Here is a 19,997-nt window from a genome sequence, read left to right on the forward strand (position 1 = left end):
AATAAATAACGCGCAAAAACAGTAAAGCCTGCCGGATGCTCCGGCAGGCTTACTGGCTAATAATTCAGCTGTTAAAGCTGGCTGAGAATGGTTTCATCGGTGATTTTATCGTCTTCCACCAGCATAAAGGCTTTGGAAAGTACGATGGAGAGACCATTATCCCCTTCAAACGGCAGGAAAACCTGATCGACATTTTTGTCCTTACCCCGACCCGGCACGATACACAGATAGCGGTCATTCGGCGCAATCAGGATGTTGCCGCTGCCGATATGGATCTTGTAGGTATGGCGGGTACCGGTTACCAGCAGGAATTTGCCATCGATAACCACTTTGTCCCGGATCTTAAGCCTCGGCAGCAAACGCTCCAGTACCGTTTTACGGGTTTTTGCCACTTCGCTCAGATCACCAAAAGAGTAGCTCTGCCAGTAATCACGGTATTCGCGACGGCCATCAGGACCGCCATCCTGCCACTGAGGATCGTTACCAACACTGGCAACACCGACAAACAGATCCAGATCCCGCATCACTTCCGACAACACCAGAGGCGGGATATCCACCATAGGGATCGCCTCGTCCTCCGCGTTAACAAAACGCAGCTGATCGGTGGCTACGTAGAACCAGATACCGGCATCATTAAAGTTGTCGTTATCATCCAGAATCTCATTGATCCAGAACTGGGCCTGCATGTTATAAGCTGGCAGCGGTTTACTGGCGATTTCGCCGTCACGGCCATCGTCGTAGGAACCCAACAAAGAGTACTTCCAGCCGCGCAGTGCCGACAGAGAGTTAAACTGATGCTGCTTCAGGATATGCGCCGCCATTCGGTTGGAATAAACCCGGGTATTGATCTCAGCATCGGTCAGAATATAGATCTCACGGTACGCCTGCTTCACTGGCTGTCGGATCTCCAGCTGATCCAGCCGGTCACGCCAGGCCAGAACCTCATCCGAGATTGAATCCAACGGATGCCACAGCGTGATACTGGTGACCGCGTTAAAGCCATTTTCATCGGCAAAAATCGATTCGCCTTTGGCATTCTGCCACTGACCGTTATGGCACAGCGCCGGTACGCCATCCAGATTCCAGATCAGACGACTGGCAAACAGGCTGATAAGGCCGTGGTTCAGATAGTATTTGCTGAAGCTTTCCGGCTGCCAGCTCATCTGCTCCAGATACAGGCGGTCGATACGGTCCCGCTGGGTGGTGGAACCCTGTTTTACCTGCTTGGCCAGATCCTGCATCTTTTTCAGACGGGCTTTATGTTTGCTGCTGTCTTTGACAAAAGCAGGAACCGACTTTTGGCTGGCGCCATCCGGTTTAAACCATTGCAGGGTGGCAGTGCCGACACCGGTATGACTCAGCACCAGCCGGTAATCATCGAACAGCTCGGTTCGCTGGCCGTCGACCAGACCAAAGTCCGGCGCTGCAATCTCTTCGATCTGCGCCGGGGTAATGCCCTGTTTGGCCGCCTGTTCTTCAATATTTTTCTGGATCAGCTTCTGGGTATTATTCTGGCGGATTCGCAGCTTAAGCCGGGACAGATGGCTGATGCCTTCAAGCCCTTTGGACTGCGCCAGGGCATAGATACCAGCGTTACCCACTGCCGCCGCTGCAGGGCCACGTTCCGGGATTTTCTGGAAACACTTTTCCGTCAGCAGGGCGATATTTTTCAGGGTCTGGCTATCGTGATAACGGCTCAGGCTCCACAGAATACCCTTGAGCAGGTTAAAGCTGTGCTCCTCGATATACTCGTAACCCTGATAGGTGTAATCCCGGCCATTGCCCAGTTTGATGGTGATATCTCGCTCTTCAATTTTGATCGCCGCAATGGCAGCCAGCCACTGATTGACCTGATTTTTGAAAGCAGCTGAACCGATACTGTCCATCAGCGGGTTAGCTTCGGTTAGAAACTTTTTCGAGGGTTTACCGGATGTCGCAGTGGATGTGTGATGGAAATAGAGGTGCCATAGCGCCTGTTTTTCCTGCTCCATTTTTGCCAGATCATCTGCGATCAGCTTGCCAACCAGACCAGTGCCAAGCTCATAAGGCACGGCGTCAACGTCACTCAGCATACGCTGCAGTTTTTTGGCCGCCTTCATAATATCCGGGCCCCAGTGGCTGCGGTATCCGCTTCCGGTCAGCTCGGCTTTCAGTTCTTTGTGATCCAGAATCTGACGCAGATCCTCCACCAGATCATCACTAATGCCACAGCGCTTACCGTGTTTCTCCAGCAGCATCACCAGGGCACTGAAAGGCCGGAAACGCAGGCGGGATTCTGTCTTTTCAGGGATATCCATCATGTACATCAGACGGAACAGGGCATTAAACGACAGCGCCTCGGGGCACTCAATTTTAGTGCGCAGCAGAGCATCCAACAGACTCTGGCGGATATTGTGACGACGAATCACAGGCAGATCCGCATCGTAGGGTTCCGGCTGGGTATAGTCAGCTTCCTGACACATTACAAACACCACAAAGGCCAGTTTTTCTGCGGCTGGTGCTTTGCTCAGCGGCGCATACTCGGGGCACTCTTTAAATGGCAGCTTGGTGGAGGGATAAATACGACGACAGTTTTTTGTCATGTAGCTTTCGATCAGCTTCAGAGTAGCCGCCATTTTTTCAATGGCAGCCGCATCGGTATATTCCGGTGCCAGAGACTGAGCGGCGGAAAAATCCTGAAAAAGTTGTATCGCTTGGGGTGCAGCGGCATTCATTTGTGGGGTATTCCTTACTGTGCTCGTTTCACTTAAAACTTAATAAAACGCTGAATTGATCAGCCACCGACCAGGGGCGTTAACTTAACAAAGGAGACCAGAGTGCCGGCTTTGATCTCAACTTCCTGCTCAAGTGTTTCCGCCTGCAGGTCATCGATCAGAATAAAAAAGCCATTGCCCTGAAAAGCTTTCAGAGCGACGTCGATCTGTTTGTCCAGATCCACCAGCTTACGGCCCTCGCCTTTTGCCTGGCTGTTACCATTTAACTGGCGTTCAAGATCGGTGGGCTGCACCAGATGGAACCGGGCCCGGTCACTGCCGTATTCCGCCGCTTTACGGTTGTATTGCACCACTTCCTGAGTCACTCGCTCAGTAATAATGTCCTTTACGCTGACCCTTACCCGGTCGAAGCTGATCTTCAGCTCATTGGCAACGGTGCCAAAGGCGTTTTCATCTCGAATGTGCAGTACATGCGTTGCCAGCATCCTGTGTCTCCATTTTGTTTTTAACGTCAGATTCTTGGGGTTGATAAAACCAGCTTGATAATCCAAAGCGATGGCCAAACTCGAAACAGAGATCCTCTAATCCGTCGCCGAGGCCAACAGCGCAATCACACGATCTGAGTCCGGGTGAGAAAAGGTATAGAAATGACTGCCCCACCACTCATGCCCAGCTTCAAAATAGTTGGAACATTCGGTGGACCAGCTCCAGATTTCAGCCGCCTCATCAAGATCGGATAAGAAAACATGGGCTATCTGCCAGAAGAGGCTGCAGGCATCGGCATTACTGAGCTGCAAGTTGTACGGTGGGGAAAGAACGGCATCGCTGAATCCGGCTTTTGGTAGCCTGCTCAGCTGTTCCCGGGACAGGCGGGTATTGTCTGTTTCAGGATCACCTTCCCGGAAATACTCATTCAGATAGTTAGAGTGCCGGCCACGAACCAGCAGGCAGTTTTCGTTGACCAGAAATTGATTGCCCAGAAAATCAGTCCGGCCGATCCGGTGGCCGGTTAATTTATCGACAGAGACATCAACGAAGAAAAAATCACTGCGCTCATGGTGCTGGTAGTCCGGTAACTTCAGCAGCTCGTTGTAATACTGGTCCCACTGCTCGCCGACCGCCTGCAAAGCCAAAAGTGCCGCCTGACGATAGGTCTCGGCATTACATTCTGCGCCAGCGCGGTTCAACACCACCAGATCAACGACACCTCCTGCTTCCTCGAAGGAATCCAACAGGGCTTGCTGTTCCGGTGGCAGCTTTTCAATAAACATGGGGTCCGTCCCTTGGCGTAGTTATGGCTGAGCGTTAGGGCTCAAGATAATAATTCGGGCTGTTATCCAGATCCGGATTCAGAATCTGGAAAGTAAAATCATCCGCAAGATTCAATGCAGACAGTGCCCGCTTTAACTCAGGTGATTTAGCGGCTTGGGCAAAGTCCTGCAGAAACGGAATCAGTTCCGGGTTGTCACTGTCATTCCAGTCTCCAGCCATCTCAGTGGCCAGAGGCTCTGCTTCCGGCCAGCGGCCTTCGTTAATGCCGGAGATATCGTAAAACGGCCAGTCAGCGATCTCATCATCAGCCGCCACTTCATCCATACCGACAATCTGATCGCCTTCAAACAGGAAGGAGATCTCGATGGTCTGAAACCATGGAAAAACACCCAAGTCGACGATTCTCAACTTACGGCCTTTTACCGCTTCGCTATGACTGAGCTCTTCAGATAACTGTTTCAGTTTTGGCTCGAGAACCGACTTAATGGCTTCGACACTGTATTCCATAACAACCCCTTAAATTGTTTCTATTCAATAGGTTACAAAATCATTTCAGCCGAAGCGCCAACTAGAGCTACTATACTAGAAAAAGCGCCGACTGCATCCGGTTAACTAAAAAAATGGTGCTCTGGTCACAGTTTAAAGAATCAAACGCAACCCGTATCGGGACAATCAAAAATAAAAAAGCCGAAGTCCGGATTTCAGGACTTCGGCTCAAGTTTCACTTCATCTGAATCTGACCGGTCTTTTCAGATCAGGCGCTCAGGGCTTTTGCCCTTGCCGCATGCAGCTTTTTGTAGCTGTCGATCAGGCGCAGATGTTTGTCGATGCCTTCCAGCTGCATATTGGTTTCGGTCAGGCCGTAAAAACGTACGGTACCTTCGATGGAGCCTTCCACGGCATCCATCCGCTCGTCACCAAACATACGGCGGAAGCTGTTCTGAAAATCTTCGTATTCCAGCTCTTCATCCAACACCACTTCCAGTGCCGCATTCATGCCCTGATAGTACAGAGAGCGGTCCAGAGTGTTGTCGTTGTACTGCAGGAACATCTCCACCAGCTCTTTGGCATCTTCCAGCGCGCCGAGGGCCAGACAGATCATGAGTTTCAGCTCCAGAATGGTCAGCTGGCCCCAGATAGTATTTTCATCAAACTCGATGCCAATAAAGGTGATGATATCGGTGTAATCATCCTCTTCGCTCTCTTCCAGACGATCGAACAGGGCTTCCAGCTGTTCGTCGTCCAGACGGTGTAGGTTGAGGATATCCTCACGGAACTTCAGCGCTTTATTGGTGTTGTCCCAGATCAGGTCTTCCACCGGATAGATCTCTGAGTAGTCCGGCACCAGAATACGGCAGGTGGGCACACCCAGCTCGGTACGCACCGACTGATACACCTCTTTGCCCATCGCTTCGAGAATGCCGAACAGGGTTTTGGCTTCTTCTTGATTCGAATCTTCGCCATCGTGCGTAAAGTCCCACTCACAGAATTCGTAGTCGGCTTTGTCGCTGAAGAAACGCCAGGAGACCACACCGGTAGAGTCGATAAAGTGCTCAACAAAGTTATTCGGCTCGCTGACCGCGTTGCTTTCAAAGGTCGGCTTGGGCACATCATTCAGGCTTTCGAAACTACGGCCCTGCATCAGCTCCGTCAGGCAGCGTTCAAAGGCAACTTCAAAGTTCGGGTGACCACCAAAAGAGGTCAGCACACCACCGGTGCGCGGGTTCATCAGGGTGATACAGGCCACCGGGAACTGACCGCCCAGGGAAGCATCTTTTACCAGAATCGGATAGCCCTGCTCTTCCAGCCCTTTGACACCTTCAACAATCTGCGGGTACTTCGCCAGCACTTCTTCAGGTACATCCGGCAGCACCAGTTCCTGTTCCAGAATCTGGCGTTTCACCGCACGTTCAAAAATTTCCGACAGGCACTGCACCTGCGCCTCTTCCAGAGTATTACCGGCGCTCATGCCGTTACTCAGATAGAGGTTTTCGATCAGGTTGGACGGGAAATATACCGTTTCACCATCGGATACCCGTTCAAACGGCAGGGAGCAGATACCACGGTCGGTACGGCCGGAGTTGGTATCAAACAGATGGGAGCCACGCAGCTCACCTTCCGGATCATAAATATCACGGGTGTAGTCATCCAGAATCGCTTCCGGCAGGCTGTCGTCTTGGCCGGGCTGGAACCACTGCTCATCCGGATAGTGAACAAAATCACTGTTGGCGATTTCTTCACCAAAATACTGATCGTTGTAGAAGAAGTTAAAGTTCAGACGCTCCAGAAACTCACCCAGTGCTGACGCCAGCGCCGCTTCTTTGGTGGCACCTTTACCGTTGGTGAAACACATCTGAGAGGCAGCATCACGAATATTCAGCGACCAGGCATTAGGCACGATGTTGCGCCATGAGGTGATCTCGATCTTCATCCCCATATCGGCCAGCAGCCGGGTCATGGTGGCGATGGTTTTTTCCAGTGGCAGATCTTTACCCGGAATCTCGGTACAGGCGTTTTCATCCAGATCCGCCATCAGAAGCGCCTGAGCGTCCTCTTCCAGGTTCTCCACTACTTCAATGACAAACTCAGGGCCGGTCTGAACAACCTTCTTTACCGTACAGCGGTCGATGGAACGGATAATGCCCTGACGGTCTTTCTCCGAGATATCTTCCGGCAGCTCAACCTGAATTTTAAAAATTTGGTTATAGCGGTCATTGGGATCAACAATGTTGTTCTGGGACAGGCGGATATTGTGGGTCGGAATATCCCGCGCATTGCAGTACACCTTAACGAAATAAGCCGCGCACATGGCAGAAGACGCGAGAAAATAATCAAACGGCCCCGGCGCTGAACCATCACCTTTATAGCGGATCGGCTGATCGGCGATCACGGTGAAGTCATCGAATTTGGCTTCTAAGCGGAGATTGTCGAGGAAATTGACATTAATTTGCATGAAACGGGACTCAGTCAAGACAGCTGCCGCTGGCTGATAGCTCAACAATCGCTATCAGCCAACGGCCTGTGGAAAACAGATAATGCGCACGGGCGCTGATTGCCCGCTATTATCCATTTTTTAAGCCCCGCGTCTTGGTTTTGCTACTAAACCAGAACCATCTCCTGTAAAGACAATTAGCCTGCCTTGGCAATCAATAAAGGTTGCTGGTGCGCGTAAGCACCGTCAAAACCTTCTTCCCATGGAAAAAGGCCAGCGGGATCCGGCCAAACCATCTGCATCACCGGGTAAGGCTTGGGTAAACCATCGTAATACCAATTGGCATAACCCAGAAATTCGCCGTAGTGCTCAAGCCCCACGGGTATAAAGGCGACATTCAGTCCCTGCAGAAAGTCCTCATAAGGACGAAAAGGCTCTATCGGCTCACCCTCACCGTGAATATGTACTGCCGCGATATTCAGCATCTGATGGGATGTCTCGGGTGGCAAGCCAACCACTATCAGCTCCGGGTGGTTAGCATTATGAAAATGACCCAGGGAGAAAGAAAACGGTGGCAACTCTTCTTCGCCTGCAATATACAGGTTGTGCCATCCCACCTCCGATAAGCTGGAAAGTAACTCCTGATCGTAATCATCTTGTGCAGCAGGTGGGGTGAAGTCGCCGGGAATCTGTTTCAAAAACATCGGGATTCGTCCTTGTGGTTGCCATCCTTCGATTTGATGCCGGTTGATCGGCTATCTGAACGCTTTCAGACTAGCAATAAACGGCAAAGTTAGCCCAGTCACAATGACAATCGGATTAGCTTTTTAAGACCTGGTTAAAACAATAAAACTGAATATTTGCTCCTGTTTTCTTATTCGTGTAAATTTCCGGAAGGAATAAAGAATTTTGCCGCAGGTCAATGCATGGACCTGAATCGGGTTAGCTACAAACCTGACGGTAAACAGGGATCGTTGAGCTTTCTACATGACTAAAAAAACCATTGCTGCAGAGCATGTCCGTATCGGCATGCGTATTGTTGAGCTGGATATTAACTGGCTCGAATCCCCTTTCTGGCGTCGCGGTTTCACCGTAAAGACCGAAGAAGAGCTGATCAAACTCAAGCGCGCCTGTAAGCAGGTGGTGATTGATATTGAAGCGTCTGCCCGCCACTCCCTGACCCATTTCCGTAAAAGTCCGGTTGAACCCGCCAAATCCCGCAAAAAACCAGAGGCTGAGAAAGCCACCAAGGCAGAAGAGAAAGAAAAAAATGTCCGGGAAAACCGCAAAGGTCTGATTGCTGCTCCTGAGTTGCTGAACCGAAAAGAGCTACAGATTATTGAAGGTAATATCGCCATCGCGGTGAATGAAACAAAAGATCTTTTCACCCGGGTGAATGATGGTAACCGGGTCTCCTTCAAAAAGCTCAACGATGCGGTTCACAAGCTGATGGATGATGCATTGAACGATGCCGCCTCTCTGCTTTTACTGTCCCGCCTGAAAGAAAAAGAACAATCTCTGGCGGAGAAATCCGTCAACGTCTGCATTCTGACCATCGCATTCGCCCAGTATCTGGAGCTGGATCAGCACACCATCTATCTGCTGGGTATGGCGGCGCTACTGCATGATATCGGCATGCTGAAAGTACCCAACTACCTGCTCAGTTACGAAGGCAAGCTCAATAAAGCTCAGAAGCAGGCGATAGAGTATCACGTGATTGAAGGCATGAGTTTCGTGGGTTTACACAACGAGCTTTCAACACTGCCAGAGCTGAAAGAGATCATCGGCAATCATCACGAACGCTATGACGGCACCGGATATCCCCGAGGGATCAAGGGAGACAAGATTCCCCATCTCGCACAGATTCTGGGCATTACCAGCACCTATGAAGCGATGACACGGGAGCGTTTCTACAGTGACGCAGCTAACCCGACACAAGCGCTGTCCCGAATTTACAGCTGGAGGGAAAAGCTGTTCGATGCCAAGTTGGTCAATCGTTTTATCAAGGCGTTAGGGGTTTACCCGCCGGGCTGTCTGGTGGAACTCATGAATGGCCAGATCGCCATTGTTACCATGATCAATCCTGAAAACCGTACCCGACCTGTTGTTCGCGCTCTGAACAACAACCTGCAGGGTTCAGAAAATGTCCGCGCAGAAATCGATCTGATGCGTGAAGAGAATGCCCAGATCAGCATCAAACGTACATTGGATGACACTAACCTTCAGGAGCTGGGTGTTCTGGCACAAACTGCCTGACTTTTGAGTATCTGTACAAGGGGGAAAGCCCCCCTTGCTCCTACTCACCTGCCTTACCTGTGCTCAGCCTGCCCCAACTCATTTGCCGTTTTTAGCCAAAGAGCGATCTGCTGTTCATCAGTGAAACTGGCGCTGGGAATCAGCAAAGGCTGTTCGTTTTCTATGCCACAAAACTCCAGAGTAAAACGATTCAGCTGCTCAAGCACAGGAGCCGCCTGTATCTCAGCATACTCTTCAGGGGCATCCATGGTCAGAATCAACCGGGCAGTTTTTCCTGTCAGTAGCGGCGTTGGTAGCGGGCTATCTGCTTCATATTTAAAGGTCTGCCCCGGCAGAAAAACCCGGTCGATCAGGCCTTTGAACTTAGCCGGTAAACCGCCCCACCAGATCGGCGACACAATCAGGATATGATCCGCCCATTGCAACGCCGTCAGAAAATCATTCAGATCAGTCTCTAACGCCTGCATTTGGTCATAACCTTCATTCAGGCTGGGATCAAAATTCATGTCACTCAGATTAAAACGCCGGATCTCACACTCTGCTACGGGGCTGCCCAAACGAACACCGGTTTCATAAGCATCAGCCAATTGTTGATTCAGGCTTTTCTGCTTTGGGTTTGCGTTCAGAATTAAAAGGCGACTCATGTTCAGTACTCCATTGCATATTTTGAATGCGATGAGTCTAAGCTCTGCCCCTAGGGGCAGAGTCAAGAGTCGAAATCAAAAGACAAAAAGACAGGCGGTCAGGGAAACCCGGTAAATGACTATGAGTGATTTGCAGAACTTTGAGGACATTGATTAAGTGAACTAAGGCAGAGATCAACACTTGCCAGCTTTTGATTCAGCACGTCCTGCTCCTGCAGCAGACGCGCCTTCACCTGAAGCAGAAACTCACCGATCTTCTGCCAGTCCGGTTCACCATCACGGAATAAAATAACGCTTTTCAGCTCATTGAGCTTAACACCCAATTTTTTCGCCTCGACAATCAGTTTCAGTAACTCAAGATCACTCGGACGATAGACCCGATAGCGGCCCCGTCGGGGCGGCGAATCGATCAGCCCCATCTCTTCGTACAGCCGGATCGCCTTTACTGACAACCCGGTTTGTTTGGCGGCTTCTCCGATATACATCACAAGCCCCCATCGCTTGCCTGCTGGTGCTTTTCAGCACAACGCCGACAAACACAAGCCTTGCGGCGTTTTTCCGGAGGAATCTGAGACAGCAGAGACTCCGGAAAATGAATATCCGGATCATTGCACCAGCAGCTACGCGCGACATCTGCCGCACCCTGATTCAAACAGGAATTAGCTTCCCCGCACAGAGGGCAAACCAGAGGATCAAGGTTCGATTCCGGTAGCGTATTCACACCGCCAGACGCAAGCGTATCTGCCCTGGCAGGATCAAAGGTGCCAACTTCAGACAGGGTGCCAACTTCGGAAAGGGTGTCAGCTGCTGGCGAAGAAGTGTTGTGTTGCGTTTGATCTTTAAGACTCATAGGTTTCCGTTAGTCGGTTAGGGTCAGGTGTTCAGCCAGAAAGTCCATCAGCAGGCGGATTCGCCGGTTATGTTGTACATCCCGATGACAGCACAAATAAACCGGCAACGCTGGCAGTGTCAGCCCGACATCAAGCGCAAGCAGCTCAAAACGTGCCGCCAGAGTTTTGTGGCTAATCAGAATACCGCCATCATATCGCGCCAGCTCCAGATGCAGGGGCTGAAAGTCCGTACGCAACAGAAAGTCTTCATTCTTTAATGGCCAGCCTAACTGCGCGGAACCCTGTTCCAGTTGTTTGTCCCTGTCGTAGCCGAGCAGCCGATGCTTGAGCAAAGCCTCCGGACAATCAGGAACACCGTACTGGTCGAGATATGCTTTACTGGCAAAAAAGCCAAGGGATACTTCACCCAGCCTGCGGGCCACCAGATCCTGCTGTTGCGGAGCAAACATACGAATAGCGACGTCAGCATCCCGCTTATCCAAACTGGTCGCCTGATTGCTGGCGACAACCTCAACAGAAAGCTCAGGATTCTGCGCCATAAAAGCGGGCAAAATTTCCGGCAGATAATACTGCGCCACCAGCTCGTTTACTGATAACCGTACCCGCCCCGTCAGGGACTGATCCTGACCGCTCACCTGGCGCTCAATACCCTGTGCGATCTGCTCCATCTTTTCACAGGACTCGATCAGACTTTCGCCAAAATGTGTCAGCGTCATGCCCTGAGTACTGCGGTCAAACAGGCTTTGCCCTAACCGCATTTCCAGCAATTGCAGTTGCCGGGACAGCGTGGGCTGTGAAAGATTCAGGCTTTCAGCGGCTTTATTCAGACTTCCGCAACGGGCGATCTGCAACAACATCTGCCAGCTTTGCCAGTCAGTAATCGTCATAGGTTATTCATTTTCGTATATTGGCAGGCAATTATTTTCGATTCACTATCCCAGAAAGAATAATAAAATCAAACATCATCGACCATCAGACAGAAGAAGCAAGGACAGGGACAATGGCTACCACTCAGAATCAGACAGCAAAGAAAGCCTTAGTGCTGGGCATCAGCGGTAACTTTGGCTCGGCCATGGCGCGGGCTCTGCATAACAGCGGTTGGCAGGTGACGGCTCTACTGAGAGATCCCGGAAAAGCCCCGGAATGGCTGGCGGCTGAAAACTGTATTGAGGGAGATGCGGAAGATGAAAGCCTGCTTTCTGAGATTGCGCTGGATATGGATCTTTTGGTGTATGGGGTGAATCCCCCCTACCACCGCTGGTCAGAACTGGCTGAAAAAATGCTGGAGCCCAGTATCAGAGTCGCCGAGCGTTTCGGTCTGACACTGCTTTTCCCGGGCAATATCTACAATTTTGCCCCAAGAGACGCCCTTATTAACGAAGATACAACCATGGCACCGCCTACCGAAAAAGGCAGAATTCGGGTTGCGATGGAAAAAAGACTGAAACTGGCGTCACAACAGGGAGCCAAAGTTATCATCATCCGTGCCGGTGACTTTATTACGGATAAGCCTGTCGAACCCAATCAGGCGGCGACTCAGGACAGCACCTGGTTCAGCCAGATAGTCAGCTACAAATCCGGCCGTCTGAAGCTGAAGCTGCCACATAACAGCCAGCACCGGCATTACTGGAGTTATCTGCCGGATCTGTGCGCCAATACCGCCACTCTGTTACATCAGATCCATACAGAAGCGACTGCAGGCTTAGCTTCGAGTAACTGGCTTGTGATGCATGATCCGGGCTTAGTTATCGATAAAGCTGACTGGCTGGAAGCCTGTCATCAACTGGGAATTCCGGTGCGGACAAAAAGCTTCCCCTGGTGGCTGATCTCTATGATGAGTCTCGTCAGCCCCCTGCTACGGGAGGTCAATCAGATGCGCTACCTCTGGCAGCAGCCGGTAATCGCTGATGGGCAGCAATTCAGAACGCTTTTAGGTGATAATTTTCAATCGACAACGCTCACCAAAATCCTGCAACAGAAGCTGAAACTTTTGGGCAAAGAGTAAAGACACGGGGCGCTTCAGGGCTCTGACCAGTCAACCTGAAAGATCTGATGGTTGTCCCGGAAACCTTTAGGGGCAACGGAGCCTGCTGAAACCAGTCGCTGCTTTTGCTGCTGACAGCTATTAAACACAACTTCACTGAGCAGAATCTGTTCAGGTTCAGCATGGGAGCATAATCGGGCTGCAAGCTGAACCGCACTGCCAAAAAGATCCCCATGTTCTTCGATGGGTTCACCGGCACTCAGGCCAATGCGGACATACAAGGGCTCATCCGGATTCTGTTCATTATGCTGACCAAACGCCCGCTGGATACTGATCGCACAGGCCACCAGATTATCGATAGAGTTAAAGGCGGCCATAAAGCCATCACCGGTATGCTTAACCTCACGACCCTCAAAAGCTCTTAAAGCATTGCGGGTCAGTACGTTATGCACGTGTAACAGATGCAAAGCCTTGGCATCACCGAACAGGGTATTCATCAGGGTAGAATCTTTCAGATCGGTAAACATAATGCCACGAAAGGCACTATCCACCGTCGCAGGTTGTTTTGAAACAGGTTCCGGATCACGCACCCGCCCGAGAAAGGCTTCGACTACAGATGGATCCACCTCAAGAATCTCCGCTGGCACATCACCATGGGCTTCATCGTGAGCATGTTGAATGGCAGATTTATCTGGTGCTTCCACCAGACAAAAAGCCGTACTGCGCTCCTCATCAAACCAATAGGTGAGAAACTTAACACCGTACGCATCCTGAATATTGAGATCCTTCTCATGGGCCAGTGCCAGCGTATGTCGGGTTGCCCCTTCGATAAAATGACGATCCAGAAAGATTGGCATAAGCCTACCCTCAGTCGCTAACGCAATAATTGAAACCAGACGTATTCAATAAGCGTAGCAGGATCAAGCAGATGCAAGCGGTTTGATGAAGGTGCAAGTAGTTCGATGAAAGGTGCAAGCAGTTTGATGAAAGGCGTCGATCTGGCAAAATAGGCCTTTAGCCATCAGCCCGCAAAGAAACAGGCCCTTCATGTCTGCACCGGAATCGCCGGAATTTTACCGGCAACAACATAAGAAACGACTCAGCTGGATGCCCTGGCTTTACTACCGGCTTAAGGCCAAACACCTGCAATGGGCCAAACCCTGGCAGGAAGAACTGCAGCAGACGCTGATGCAACTTGAGACTCTGGAATTAGCGGATAAAGTGTTTATCTCGCCGGATGCGGCCCTGTTTGCCGAACCCGGTCGCGCCATTAAAATGGGTGAGGAAAGCTTTGTTGCCGCCAACTGTTTTCTGCACGGCCCTCTGACTATCGGCCGGGAAGTGGCGATCAATCACGGCTGCTCCTTTGATGGCGGTAAGGCGGGCATTAGCATTGGCGATCAGACCCGCATCGCCAATCAGGTCAAGCTTTACGCTTTTGATCACGGCATGGCACCGGATATGCCGATCTATCAGCAAAACAACACTTCTCAGGGCATCACCATTGGCAAAGATGTCTGGATCGGTGCCGGAGCAGGCGTGCGCGATGGCGTCAGCATTGGTGATCATGCTGTGATCGCCATGAATGCCATGGTGACCCGGGATGTACCCGACTTTGCCATTGTCGCCGGAAATCCGGCCAAGGTGATCGGAGACCGCAGAGACAAGCCGATTGGCTATCGGGAAAAGGCAACGGGCATGTCCGCCTGATCAGCCATAAATACCCTTCGAACACAGTCATCAAGCAAGCTACTTAATTACAGATTCAGACCAGGAGCCATTATGCCGTTACATATCTGCTTTATTCACGGAAAAGAAAGCGGCCCCTGGGGCAATAAAGGTCAGCTATTTTCCCGTATCGCCAACGAGCGAGGCCACGAATTCAGTGCACTGAATTATCTGACGGCAGAAAACCCCGATGATCCGGAAAGCCGTGTCAAAATGCTGAACGCCTATCTGGCGGAGACACGGGTTCCTTCCAAAGAGCTGGTGTTGGTGGGTTCCAGTATGGGTGGCTATGTGGCAGCCAGAACCAGCCAGACCTACAAAGCGGCAGGCATGTTTCTGATGGCTCCAGCGCTTGGACTGGAGAACTATCCGGTTCAGTGGCCTGAAATTAAGGCGGATTCGGTTTATCTGGTACACGGGCTTTTTGATCGGGTTATTCCGTGGGTCAATTCCAACGACTTAAGCCAGAAGCTGGACTGCAAGATTCATCTGGTCGCCGATGACCATCGATTAGGCGACAGCATGAATTTTATTGAGGAAGATTTTCTCGCATTTCTGGAGCCTTTAGAAATGGCGCTGAAAGACTAAAGCATCCCTCTATCACTTCTCCAAACAGAAATGCCTGATGATGTCCCAACAGAGACAAACATCAGGCATTGCATTCCAAAGAATCATCCAGACTTTTTATTCCGATTAGCGAGACTAGCTTCCAACCAGTCCGCCATCCTTTTTGGTGATCACCACCAGTGAAGGCCGGGGCGGCATTTTGGGTTTAAAGTCCGGCCAGCGGGTGACAGGATCAGCAAAGGTGGATTCCCGGGCAAAAGGCGGATAATCCTTAGCACCATCGCAGCCCGGATGCTGAACTGAGACAAACAGGGTTTTATCATCCGGCGTGAATGCCGGACTCGCCATCTCAGCTCCCACAGGAACCCGGAAGAACATACGTGCTGCTCCCCTCTTCTTACCGTGGGTTTCAACCGCCCATATACCATCCGTTGAACCGGTTTTGCCCCAGTTGTCTCCTTGATCGGTGGTGACCCAAAGTCGACCGCGACCATCAACTGCGAAGTTATCCGGAGCAATAAACCAATGGTCTTCCGGTTGATTCTGCCCCTCCTGATTAACCTCAGCTTTAATCGTACCGGGGCTAAGGGGATGGGCATCATCGATATCACTGGTATCTGTTTTCAGCATCACCTTCCAGCTGTAATGCTCACCAGCATGATTACCCTCTGGCGGACTCAGTTGAAGAATCTGACCGTCAAGATGCTGATGGTTTTCGGTGTCTGCCAGCAGCATCAGATAAACACTCTGATCCTTTGGATTTACCGTTACATCTTCCGGCCGGTTCAGAGGTGTTGCCCCTAAAAGATCTGCCGCAAGGCGGGCATCCATCACCACATCAGCCTGACTTTCAAAGCCATTTTTTCGGGTCAAAGGCCCATAACCATGGCGGAGAGGTAACCAATTCAGAGTGCCACCATCTTCAAAACGGGCGACATAAAGAGTCCCTTCATCCAGGAGCCCGAAGTTTGCCCGACGGCTGTGTGGATCGTACCGTCCATGACTAACAAACTTGTAGAGATATTCACCGTTCTGGTCGTCAGCGGAATAAACCACCACACGACCATCTTCGTTGATGGTGACGGCAGCCCCTTCATGTTTGAACCGGCCAAGGGCAGTTCGCTTAACGGGTCGGGCATGAGGATCGTATGGATCAAGCTCAACGATCCAGCCAAAACGATTCACCTCGTTAGGCTCACGCTCAATATCAAAGCGTTCGTGATGCTTGCCCCAGTCAAACCACTTACCGGGAATACCGTAGCGTTTGAGTTTCTCTTTTTCCGGATGGTGCTTTTTCTTACCGCAGAAATAGCCGTTGAAGTTCTCTTCAGCAGTCAGCAAGGTTCCCCAGGGGGTCATGCCTCCAGCGCAGTTGTTCAGCGTCCCGATAACGTGTCGCCCTTTGGGATCGTAGGCCGTTTTCATCCGATCATGGCCAGCTGCGGGACCCGAGATATCCAGTACACTTTTCAACGGACTGATTCGACGGTTATAGGGACTAAAACGAACCCGCTGCCAGCGGCCTTTACGATCTTTTTCAATCTCGATAACGCTCAGGCCGTGGGCCGCCATCTCAATCTCACATAGGGTGCGCTCATAGTCACTTTTCTTACCCTGATGTTTATTGCCTTTTTCATGCTCCGGAAACATCAGCTTGCGGGTGGTGTACTCGTGATTAACCGCCAGCAACCCGCGATCCGGGTTATGAGAACCTCTCGGCAACGGGAAGAAGCCAACATAGTCATTGTTGTAACCAAACTGGCGAGCCTGAGCAAACGGTGTCTGCTTCATCGGATCAAACTCCGGTGCATCATCCGTCACAGGGTCTCCCCAGCGAATCAGAATATCCGCCCGATAGCCTTCTGCCACATGGTGAGTACTATCGATGCCATGGGGCAGGCCGGAAAAAGAAAAATCCTGACCCGATGCCTTTTCTTGCTTTGATCGATTCTTTGCCCGCCGAATCTCAGATTGAATGCCAGCAGCTTCTGACTGGGTCAACTCAAGTAGCTGGTTGATATCCGGGTGTTTCACCGGACTGATGCGCATATCTTCATCAGCATCCCATTGCTTAGTGATCATAGCGATTTCCTTTTAAGACAAGTTTTCCAGCGGTTTGAACTCTGAAAACTATGCTGCAATCGCGAAATGACAGAAGCATGAAAAGCGGTAAAAAAGAAACAGGGATAGGACACAGATCAAAAAGCAGTCTGGCGGGTGATGCGTTATTAAAGACAAGAGAAAGGAAAGATAAAATTCAAGGCAAAAAAATGGGGACATCCCATGTCCCCTAAGAGCAACAGCCTGTTCGGCCTGTGTTCACTTAACGATTGAGTCACCCAAAAGTTAAGAGACCTTGGACTCTGCCTCCTTTTCGGAGCAGAGAATATGCAGTTGACCCGGACCCTGATACTTCATTTCTGCGCTGTACAGCAGGGCCTCGGTCACAATTCGGTTCAGCGGCATATCATCACTTCTTGCCGCCGCAGTAATAGTGCAGCTAAGTTCAATTGCGCGATCTGAGAGACGTATCTCCCGCTGCAGTTCTCGCTGAATATCTTTGCCGATATATTCCAGTTGCTCACTGTTCAAGGGTTCATCGGCCATGATCAGCTGAATAAAACGATCGCCTTCGTAGCGATAGCTGATCTGTTGGTACAGATATTCCAAGTTAGATAAACGATCGAAATCGATCATAAATACCGCTGCGACCCGCCCGGTAAACGCTGGTGTTGTTTTATCTATTTCAAAGGCTGAGCGGCACAACAAACCTGTCAGGGAGTCATAATTTCCTAATTTACTCATCGGACCTCCATTAGATGGCTCCGTGGTGGCGAAGACGGGAGAAGGTTGTTCGATGGTCATAGTGAAATTCCTTACACATTTAATTTTATTATTTTCAGATGGGGAGTCAGTGCAGGCCCTTTTCCCTGTGCCCGTTGATTACTGAATCGCTACCAAAGCAAACCCATCCTTAAAATCTGACCGATTCCTGAATAACCGGACATTGTGTGTAAGTTTGAGTTAAAGTCTGTAATCCAACCACTCGGTTCACTACCATTTTCATTCAGGGTTTTCCCTAGGGCATAATCAGGCGGTCAAAGGTATACTGGAATCATACGGCAGACTGGATATGGCAATGGAAGAAACCAAAAAAATATCACTTATAAATCAGCTAGTTCGCTTGGTTATTCTGCCGCTGTTGCTAACCGTTATTCTGCTCTCTGCGTTTCAGATCTACCTCTACTACCAGTCAAGCGTCAGTAACACCCAAACCCATGTTGAGAAGCGTATTACGCTGATTCTGCCGGTGCTTTCCAAAGCTCTGTATGATGCCGATACAGAAACCATCGATCTGATTGGCGACAGTTTATTTCAGGAAGCCTACGTGGATTATCTGATGATTTCCGATCAGTTCTCCCGTATCTATCTGCGCAGCCGAAACAACAATCAGAATTCGACATTGTCTCCCATCGTGATCAGCAAGCCTCTGAGCTATACCAACGCTCAGGGACAGCGACTGTTACTGGGTAACCTGAATATCCACTACAACCCAGAGATCCTTCTGGAAGGCAGAACTGAGTCAGCGGTTTCCATTGTGATCCTGGGTATTCTGAAATTTCTGCTGCCACTATTGGCGCTGATTATTTTCCTGCACCGAAAACTACAGAAGCGCCTTGATGTTCTGATCAACGAAATATCGGTCTCCCGCCCGGACCATCTGCGCCAGATCACCCAGAAACAAACCGACCCTAAAGAGATTCAGGAGCTGGTCAGCGCCTACAACCAACTGCAGGAAAATAACTTCCGCTACCATAACCGCCAGCAGGAAGCCCATGCCAAACTGATTGAACGAACTAACGAAGTGGCTGAAGGCCGGGAATCAGCCCGCCTTTTGACCAACATGCTGCAAAACAGCCAGAAGCGTTATCGTGCACTTTTCCACCGTAATGTTGATGCGCTGTTGATTGTGGAAAGCTTTCGACTGGAAGATGAAGAACGCTATCGCATCATTGATGCCAATCAGGCCGCAATGAATGTTCTGGATCAGCCCCTTGAGCAGCTAATCAAACAGGATTTCGAAGTGATGTTCGGCTCTAAACCACTGGAACATGGCAGCTATCGTCTGGATGAAAGCTCCCTGCCCACACCTTTGCAGAAAGCGGGACTACAGATAGAGTTGCACTTCAATATGGTGATGTATGACAAGCAAGGGCTCTACTACGTCACCCTCAGGGATGTCAGTGACAAGATCCGTGCAGAGAAGCTGGAAAAAGAAGCGGATGAACTGATGAACTACCGCCAGAACCAGATGGCGATAGCCGAGATGGCGACCACCATCGCTCACGAGATCAACCAACCTCTGGCAGCTATTCAGAACTATGCTCTGTCTGCCATCAACTTCAGCCAGAAAGAAAACGTCAGCAGTGACAAACTGCACCACAGTCTTGAGCACCTGATTCAGCAGGCGGATATCGCCTCCCAGATTGTTCAGCAGGCGCGTAGCCATCTGGGGCGGAACGATTACCCTCAACAACAGTTGGATCTGGTGAAAGCATTACAGGAAAGTCTGGATCTCTGCCGCCTCAGAGCAGATAAGCATCAGGTTGCCCTGCACCTGAATACCGATCTGAGTGAAGCTCCTGTAATCGCTAATGAAGTTCAGGTAAAGCAGCTGATGATCAATATGCTGTCTAACGCGATTGAGGTGCTGGCCGAACAGGAAAGCGGGAACGGCAGGGTGAGCATCAGACTCAGCAAAGAAGATTGTTATTACATGATTCGGGTCAGCGACAACGGTCCCGGCATTGAGAATATCGAACGGGTGTTTACCACTCACTACAGCACCAAAGAAAAAGGTTTGGGGATGGGACTGGCAATCTGCCGCAGTATCGCGGAGATGCACCATGGCTCTATTTCAGCCCGGAATCCCGAACATGGCGGAGCAGAATTTACCCTACGGCTGCCCACACAAATAATAACGCCGGAGAAAAAAGATCCGGCAGCGTCTGAAAGTCATCTTCAGCCCTGACACCGGGTTGTAGTCAG

Annotated in this window: 19 protein-coding genes; 6 read left to right on the forward strand and 13 right to left on the reverse strand. The window is 50.6% G+C overall.

The features are described 5' to 3' along the window. Positions 1-71 precede the first annotated feature (71 nt). From BV405_RS16095 to BV405_RS16120, 6 genes are all read right to left on the reverse strand, one after another. Positions 72-2,714: a DUF4132 domain-containing protein gene (locus BV405_RS16095; protein WP_086481911.1), complete on the reverse strand. Its 2,643-nt coding sequence runs from the start codon at positions 2,712-2,714 to the stop codon at positions 72-74. A 59-nt stretch (positions 2,715-2,773) separates the two neighbouring features. Continuing rightward, positions 2,774-3,199, reverse strand: coding sequence for a hypothetical protein (locus BV405_RS16100; protein ID WP_086481912.1), 426 nt, complete (start codon positions 3,197-3,199; stop codon positions 2,774-2,776). A gap of 96 nt (positions 3,200-3,295) precedes the next feature. Beyond that, complete coding sequence (locus BV405_RS16105) at positions 3,296-3,985, reverse strand: hypothetical protein (protein WP_086481913.1); 690 nt, start codon at positions 3,983-3,985, stop codon at positions 3,296-3,298. A 34-nt stretch (positions 3,986-4,019) separates the two neighbouring features. Further along, positions 4,020-4,493: a hypothetical protein gene (locus BV405_RS16110; RefSeq protein ID WP_086481914.1), complete on the reverse strand. Its 474-nt coding sequence runs from the start codon at positions 4,491-4,493 to the stop codon at positions 4,020-4,022. Between the two features lie 247 nt (positions 4,494-4,740). Then, positions 4,741-6,939, reverse strand: coding sequence for an OsmC domain/YcaO domain-containing protein (locus BV405_RS16115; RefSeq protein ID WP_086482037.1), 2,199 nt, complete (start codon positions 6,937-6,939; stop codon positions 4,741-4,743). Between the two features lie 176 nt (positions 6,940-7,115). Beyond that, positions 7,116-7,622, reverse strand: a complete 507-nt coding sequence (locus tag BV405_RS16120) for a DUF4262 domain-containing protein (RefSeq protein WP_086481915.1) — start codon at positions 7,620-7,622, stop codon at positions 7,116-7,118. A 283-nt stretch (positions 7,623-7,905) separates the two neighbouring features. Between BV405_RS16120 and BV405_RS16125 the strand changes: the two genes are divergently transcribed. After that, entirely contained in the window at positions 7,906-9,174 is a 1,269-nt protein-coding gene (locus tag BV405_RS16125; RefSeq protein ID WP_086481916.1) for a cyclic di-GMP phosphodiesterase, read from the forward strand. A 53-nt stretch (positions 9,175-9,227) separates the two neighbouring features. On the opposite strand, the gene BV405_RS16130 is transcribed toward BV405_RS16125, so the two are convergent. The 4 genes from BV405_RS16130 to BV405_RS16145 all read right to left on the reverse strand — a co-directional run bounded on the left by BV405_RS16130 (position 9,228) and on the right by BV405_RS16145 (position 11,556). After that, positions 9,228-9,818, reverse strand: a complete 591-nt coding sequence (locus BV405_RS16130; RefSeq protein ID WP_086481917.1) for an NAD(P)H-dependent oxidoreductase — start codon at positions 9,816-9,818, stop codon at positions 9,228-9,230. A gap of 119 nt (positions 9,819-9,937) precedes the next feature. After that, positions 9,938-10,303: a MerR family transcriptional regulator gene (locus BV405_RS16135; protein ID WP_086481918.1), complete on the reverse strand. Its 366-nt coding sequence runs from the start codon at positions 10,301-10,303 to the stop codon at positions 9,938-9,940. Next, on the reverse strand, positions 10,303-10,668 hold the full coding sequence (locus BV405_RS16140; protein WP_086481919.1) for a cysteine-rich CWC family protein: 366 nt from the start codon (positions 10,666-10,668) through the stop codon (positions 10,303-10,305). Before BV405_RS16140 ends, BV405_RS16135 begins: the two co-directional genes overlap by 1 nt. 9 nt (positions 10,669-10,677) lie before the next feature. Further along, complete coding sequence (locus BV405_RS16145) at positions 10,678-11,556, reverse strand: LysR family transcriptional regulator (protein ID WP_086481920.1); 879 nt, start codon at positions 11,554-11,556, stop codon at positions 10,678-10,680. A gap of 113 nt (positions 11,557-11,669) precedes the next feature. Here BV405_RS16145 and BV405_RS16150 point away from each other — a divergent pair, with 113 nt between their 5' ends. Continuing rightward, complete coding sequence (locus tag BV405_RS16150; protein WP_086481921.1) at positions 11,670-12,674, forward strand: NAD-dependent epimerase/dehydratase family protein; 1,005 nt, start codon at positions 11,670-11,672, stop codon at positions 12,672-12,674. A 14-nt stretch (positions 12,675-12,688) separates the two neighbouring features. On the opposite strand, the gene BV405_RS16155 is transcribed toward BV405_RS16150, so the two are convergent. Beyond that, a complete protein-coding gene (locus BV405_RS16155) occupies positions 12,689-13,510 on the reverse strand; it encodes a nickel-binding protein (RefSeq protein ID WP_086481922.1) in 822 nt (273 codons plus the stop codon). Positions 13,511-13,700: 190 nt separating this feature from the next. Between BV405_RS16155 and BV405_RS18040 the strand changes: the two genes are divergently transcribed. Together BV405_RS18040 and BV405_RS16165 are read left to right on the forward strand one after the other, a co-directional pair. Next, positions 13,701-14,363: an acyltransferase gene (locus BV405_RS18040; protein ID WP_086481923.1), complete on the forward strand. Its 663-nt coding sequence runs from the start codon at positions 13,701-13,703 to the stop codon at positions 14,361-14,363. A gap of 72 nt (positions 14,364-14,435) precedes the next feature. After that, a complete protein-coding gene (locus BV405_RS16165; protein ID WP_086481924.1) occupies positions 14,436-14,969 on the forward strand; it encodes a YqiA/YcfP family alpha/beta fold hydrolase in 534 nt (177 codons plus the stop codon). A 114-nt stretch (positions 14,970-15,083) separates the two neighbouring features. Here BV405_RS16165 and BV405_RS16170 read toward each other — a convergent pair whose 3' ends face one another. Further along, complete coding sequence (locus tag BV405_RS16170) at positions 15,084-17,030, reverse strand: PhoX family protein (protein WP_086481925.1); 1,947 nt, start codon at positions 17,028-17,030, stop codon at positions 15,084-15,086. A 77-nt stretch (positions 17,031-17,107) separates the two neighbouring features. Here BV405_RS16170 and BV405_RS18045 point away from each other — a divergent pair, with 77 nt between their 5' ends. Further along, positions 17,108-17,242: a hypothetical protein gene (locus BV405_RS18045; protein ID WP_281251705.1), complete on the forward strand. Its 135-nt coding sequence runs from the start codon at positions 17,108-17,110 to the stop codon at positions 17,240-17,242. 52 nt (positions 17,243-17,294) lie between these two features. Here BV405_RS18045 and BV405_RS16175 read toward each other — a convergent pair whose 3' ends face one another. Further along, positions 17,295-17,813 (reverse strand): nucleotidyl cyclase domain-containing protein, encoded by a 519-nt coding sequence (locus BV405_RS16175; protein ID WP_086481926.1) that lies wholly within the window; start codon positions 17,811-17,813, stop codon positions 17,295-17,297. Between the two features lie 274 nt (positions 17,814-18,087). On the opposite strand from BV405_RS16175, the gene BV405_RS16180 reads away from it, so the two are divergent. Further along, positions 18,088-19,980, forward strand: coding sequence for a sensor histidine kinase (locus BV405_RS16180; RefSeq protein WP_176330196.1), 1,893 nt, complete (start codon positions 18,088-18,090; stop codon positions 19,978-19,980). The last annotated feature ends 17 nt before the right edge of the window (positions 19,981-19,997 follow it).

The organism is Oceanospirillum sanctuarii (assembly GCF_002150805.1).
GTDB lineage: Bacteria > Pseudomonadota > Gammaproteobacteria > Pseudomonadales > Halomonadaceae > Oceanospirillum > Oceanospirillum sanctuarii.

Excerpts from the sequence above, each read along its gene's own strand:
- BV405_RS16120 (WP_086481915.1), bottom strand. The coding sequence starts at position 7,622 with ATGTTTTTGAAACAGATTCCCGGCGACTTCACCCCACCTGCTGCACAA.
- BV405_RS16095 (WP_086481911.1), bottom strand. The coding sequence starts at position 2,714 with ATGAATGCCGCTGCACCCCAAGCGATACAACTTTTTCAGGATTTTTCC.
- BV405_RS16135 (WP_086481918.1), bottom strand. The coding sequence starts at position 10,303 with ATGTATATCGGAGAAGCCGCCAAACAAACCGGGTTGTCAGTAAAGGCG.
- BV405_RS18040 (WP_086481923.1), top strand. The coding sequence starts at position 13,701 with ATGTCTGCACCGGAATCGCCGGAATTTTACCGGCAACAACATAAGAAA.
- BV405_RS16100 (WP_086481912.1), bottom strand. The coding sequence starts at position 3,199 with ATGCTGGCAACGCATGTACTGCACATTCGAGATGAAAACGCCTTTGGC.
- BV405_RS16110 (WP_086481914.1), bottom strand. The coding sequence starts at position 4,493 with ATGGAATACAGTGTCGAAGCCATTAAGTCGGTTCTCGAGCCAAAACTG.
- BV405_RS16125 (WP_086481916.1), top strand. The coding sequence starts at position 7,906 with ATGACTAAAAAAACCATTGCTGCAGAGCATGTCCGTATCGGCATGCGT.
- BV405_RS16175 (WP_086481926.1), bottom strand. The coding sequence starts at position 17,813 with ATGACCATCGAACAACCTTCTCCCGTCTTCGCCACCACGGAGCCATCT.
- BV405_RS16145 (WP_086481920.1), bottom strand. The coding sequence starts at position 11,556 with ATGACGATTACTGACTGGCAAAGCTGGCAGATGTTGTTGCAGATCGCC.
- BV405_RS16180 (WP_176330196.1), top strand. The coding sequence starts at position 18,088 with ATGGAAGAAACCAAAAAAATATCACTTATAAATCAGCTAGTTCGCTTG.
- BV405_RS16105 (WP_086481913.1), bottom strand. The coding sequence starts at position 3,985 with ATGTTTATTGAAAAGCTGCCACCGGAACAGCAAGCCCTGTTGGATTCC.
- BV405_RS16155 (WP_086481922.1), bottom strand. The coding sequence starts at position 13,510 with ATGCCAATCTTTCTGGATCGTCATTTTATCGAAGGGGCAACCCGACAT.
- BV405_RS16140 (WP_086481919.1), bottom strand. The coding sequence starts at position 10,668 with ATGAGTCTTAAAGATCAAACGCAACACAACACTTCTTCGCCAGCAGCT.
- BV405_RS16170 (WP_086481925.1), bottom strand. The coding sequence starts at position 17,030 with ATGATCACTAAGCAATGGGATGCTGATGAAGATATGCGCATCAGTCCG.
- BV405_RS16150 (WP_086481921.1), top strand. The coding sequence starts at position 11,670 with ATGGCTACCACTCAGAATCAGACAGCAAAGAAAGCCTTAGTGCTGGGC.
- BV405_RS18045 (WP_281251705.1), top strand. The coding sequence starts at position 17,108 with ATGAAAAGCGGTAAAAAAGAAACAGGGATAGGACACAGATCAAAAAGC.
- BV405_RS16130 (WP_086481917.1), bottom strand. The coding sequence starts at position 9,818 with ATGAGTCGCCTTTTAATTCTGAACGCAAACCCAAAGCAGAAAAGCCTG.
- BV405_RS16165 (WP_086481924.1), top strand. The coding sequence starts at position 14,436 with ATGCCGTTACATATCTGCTTTATTCACGGAAAAGAAAGCGGCCCCTGG.
- BV405_RS16115 (WP_086482037.1), bottom strand. The coding sequence starts at position 6,939 with ATGCAAATTAATGTCAATTTCCTCGACAATCTCCGCTTAGAAGCCAAA.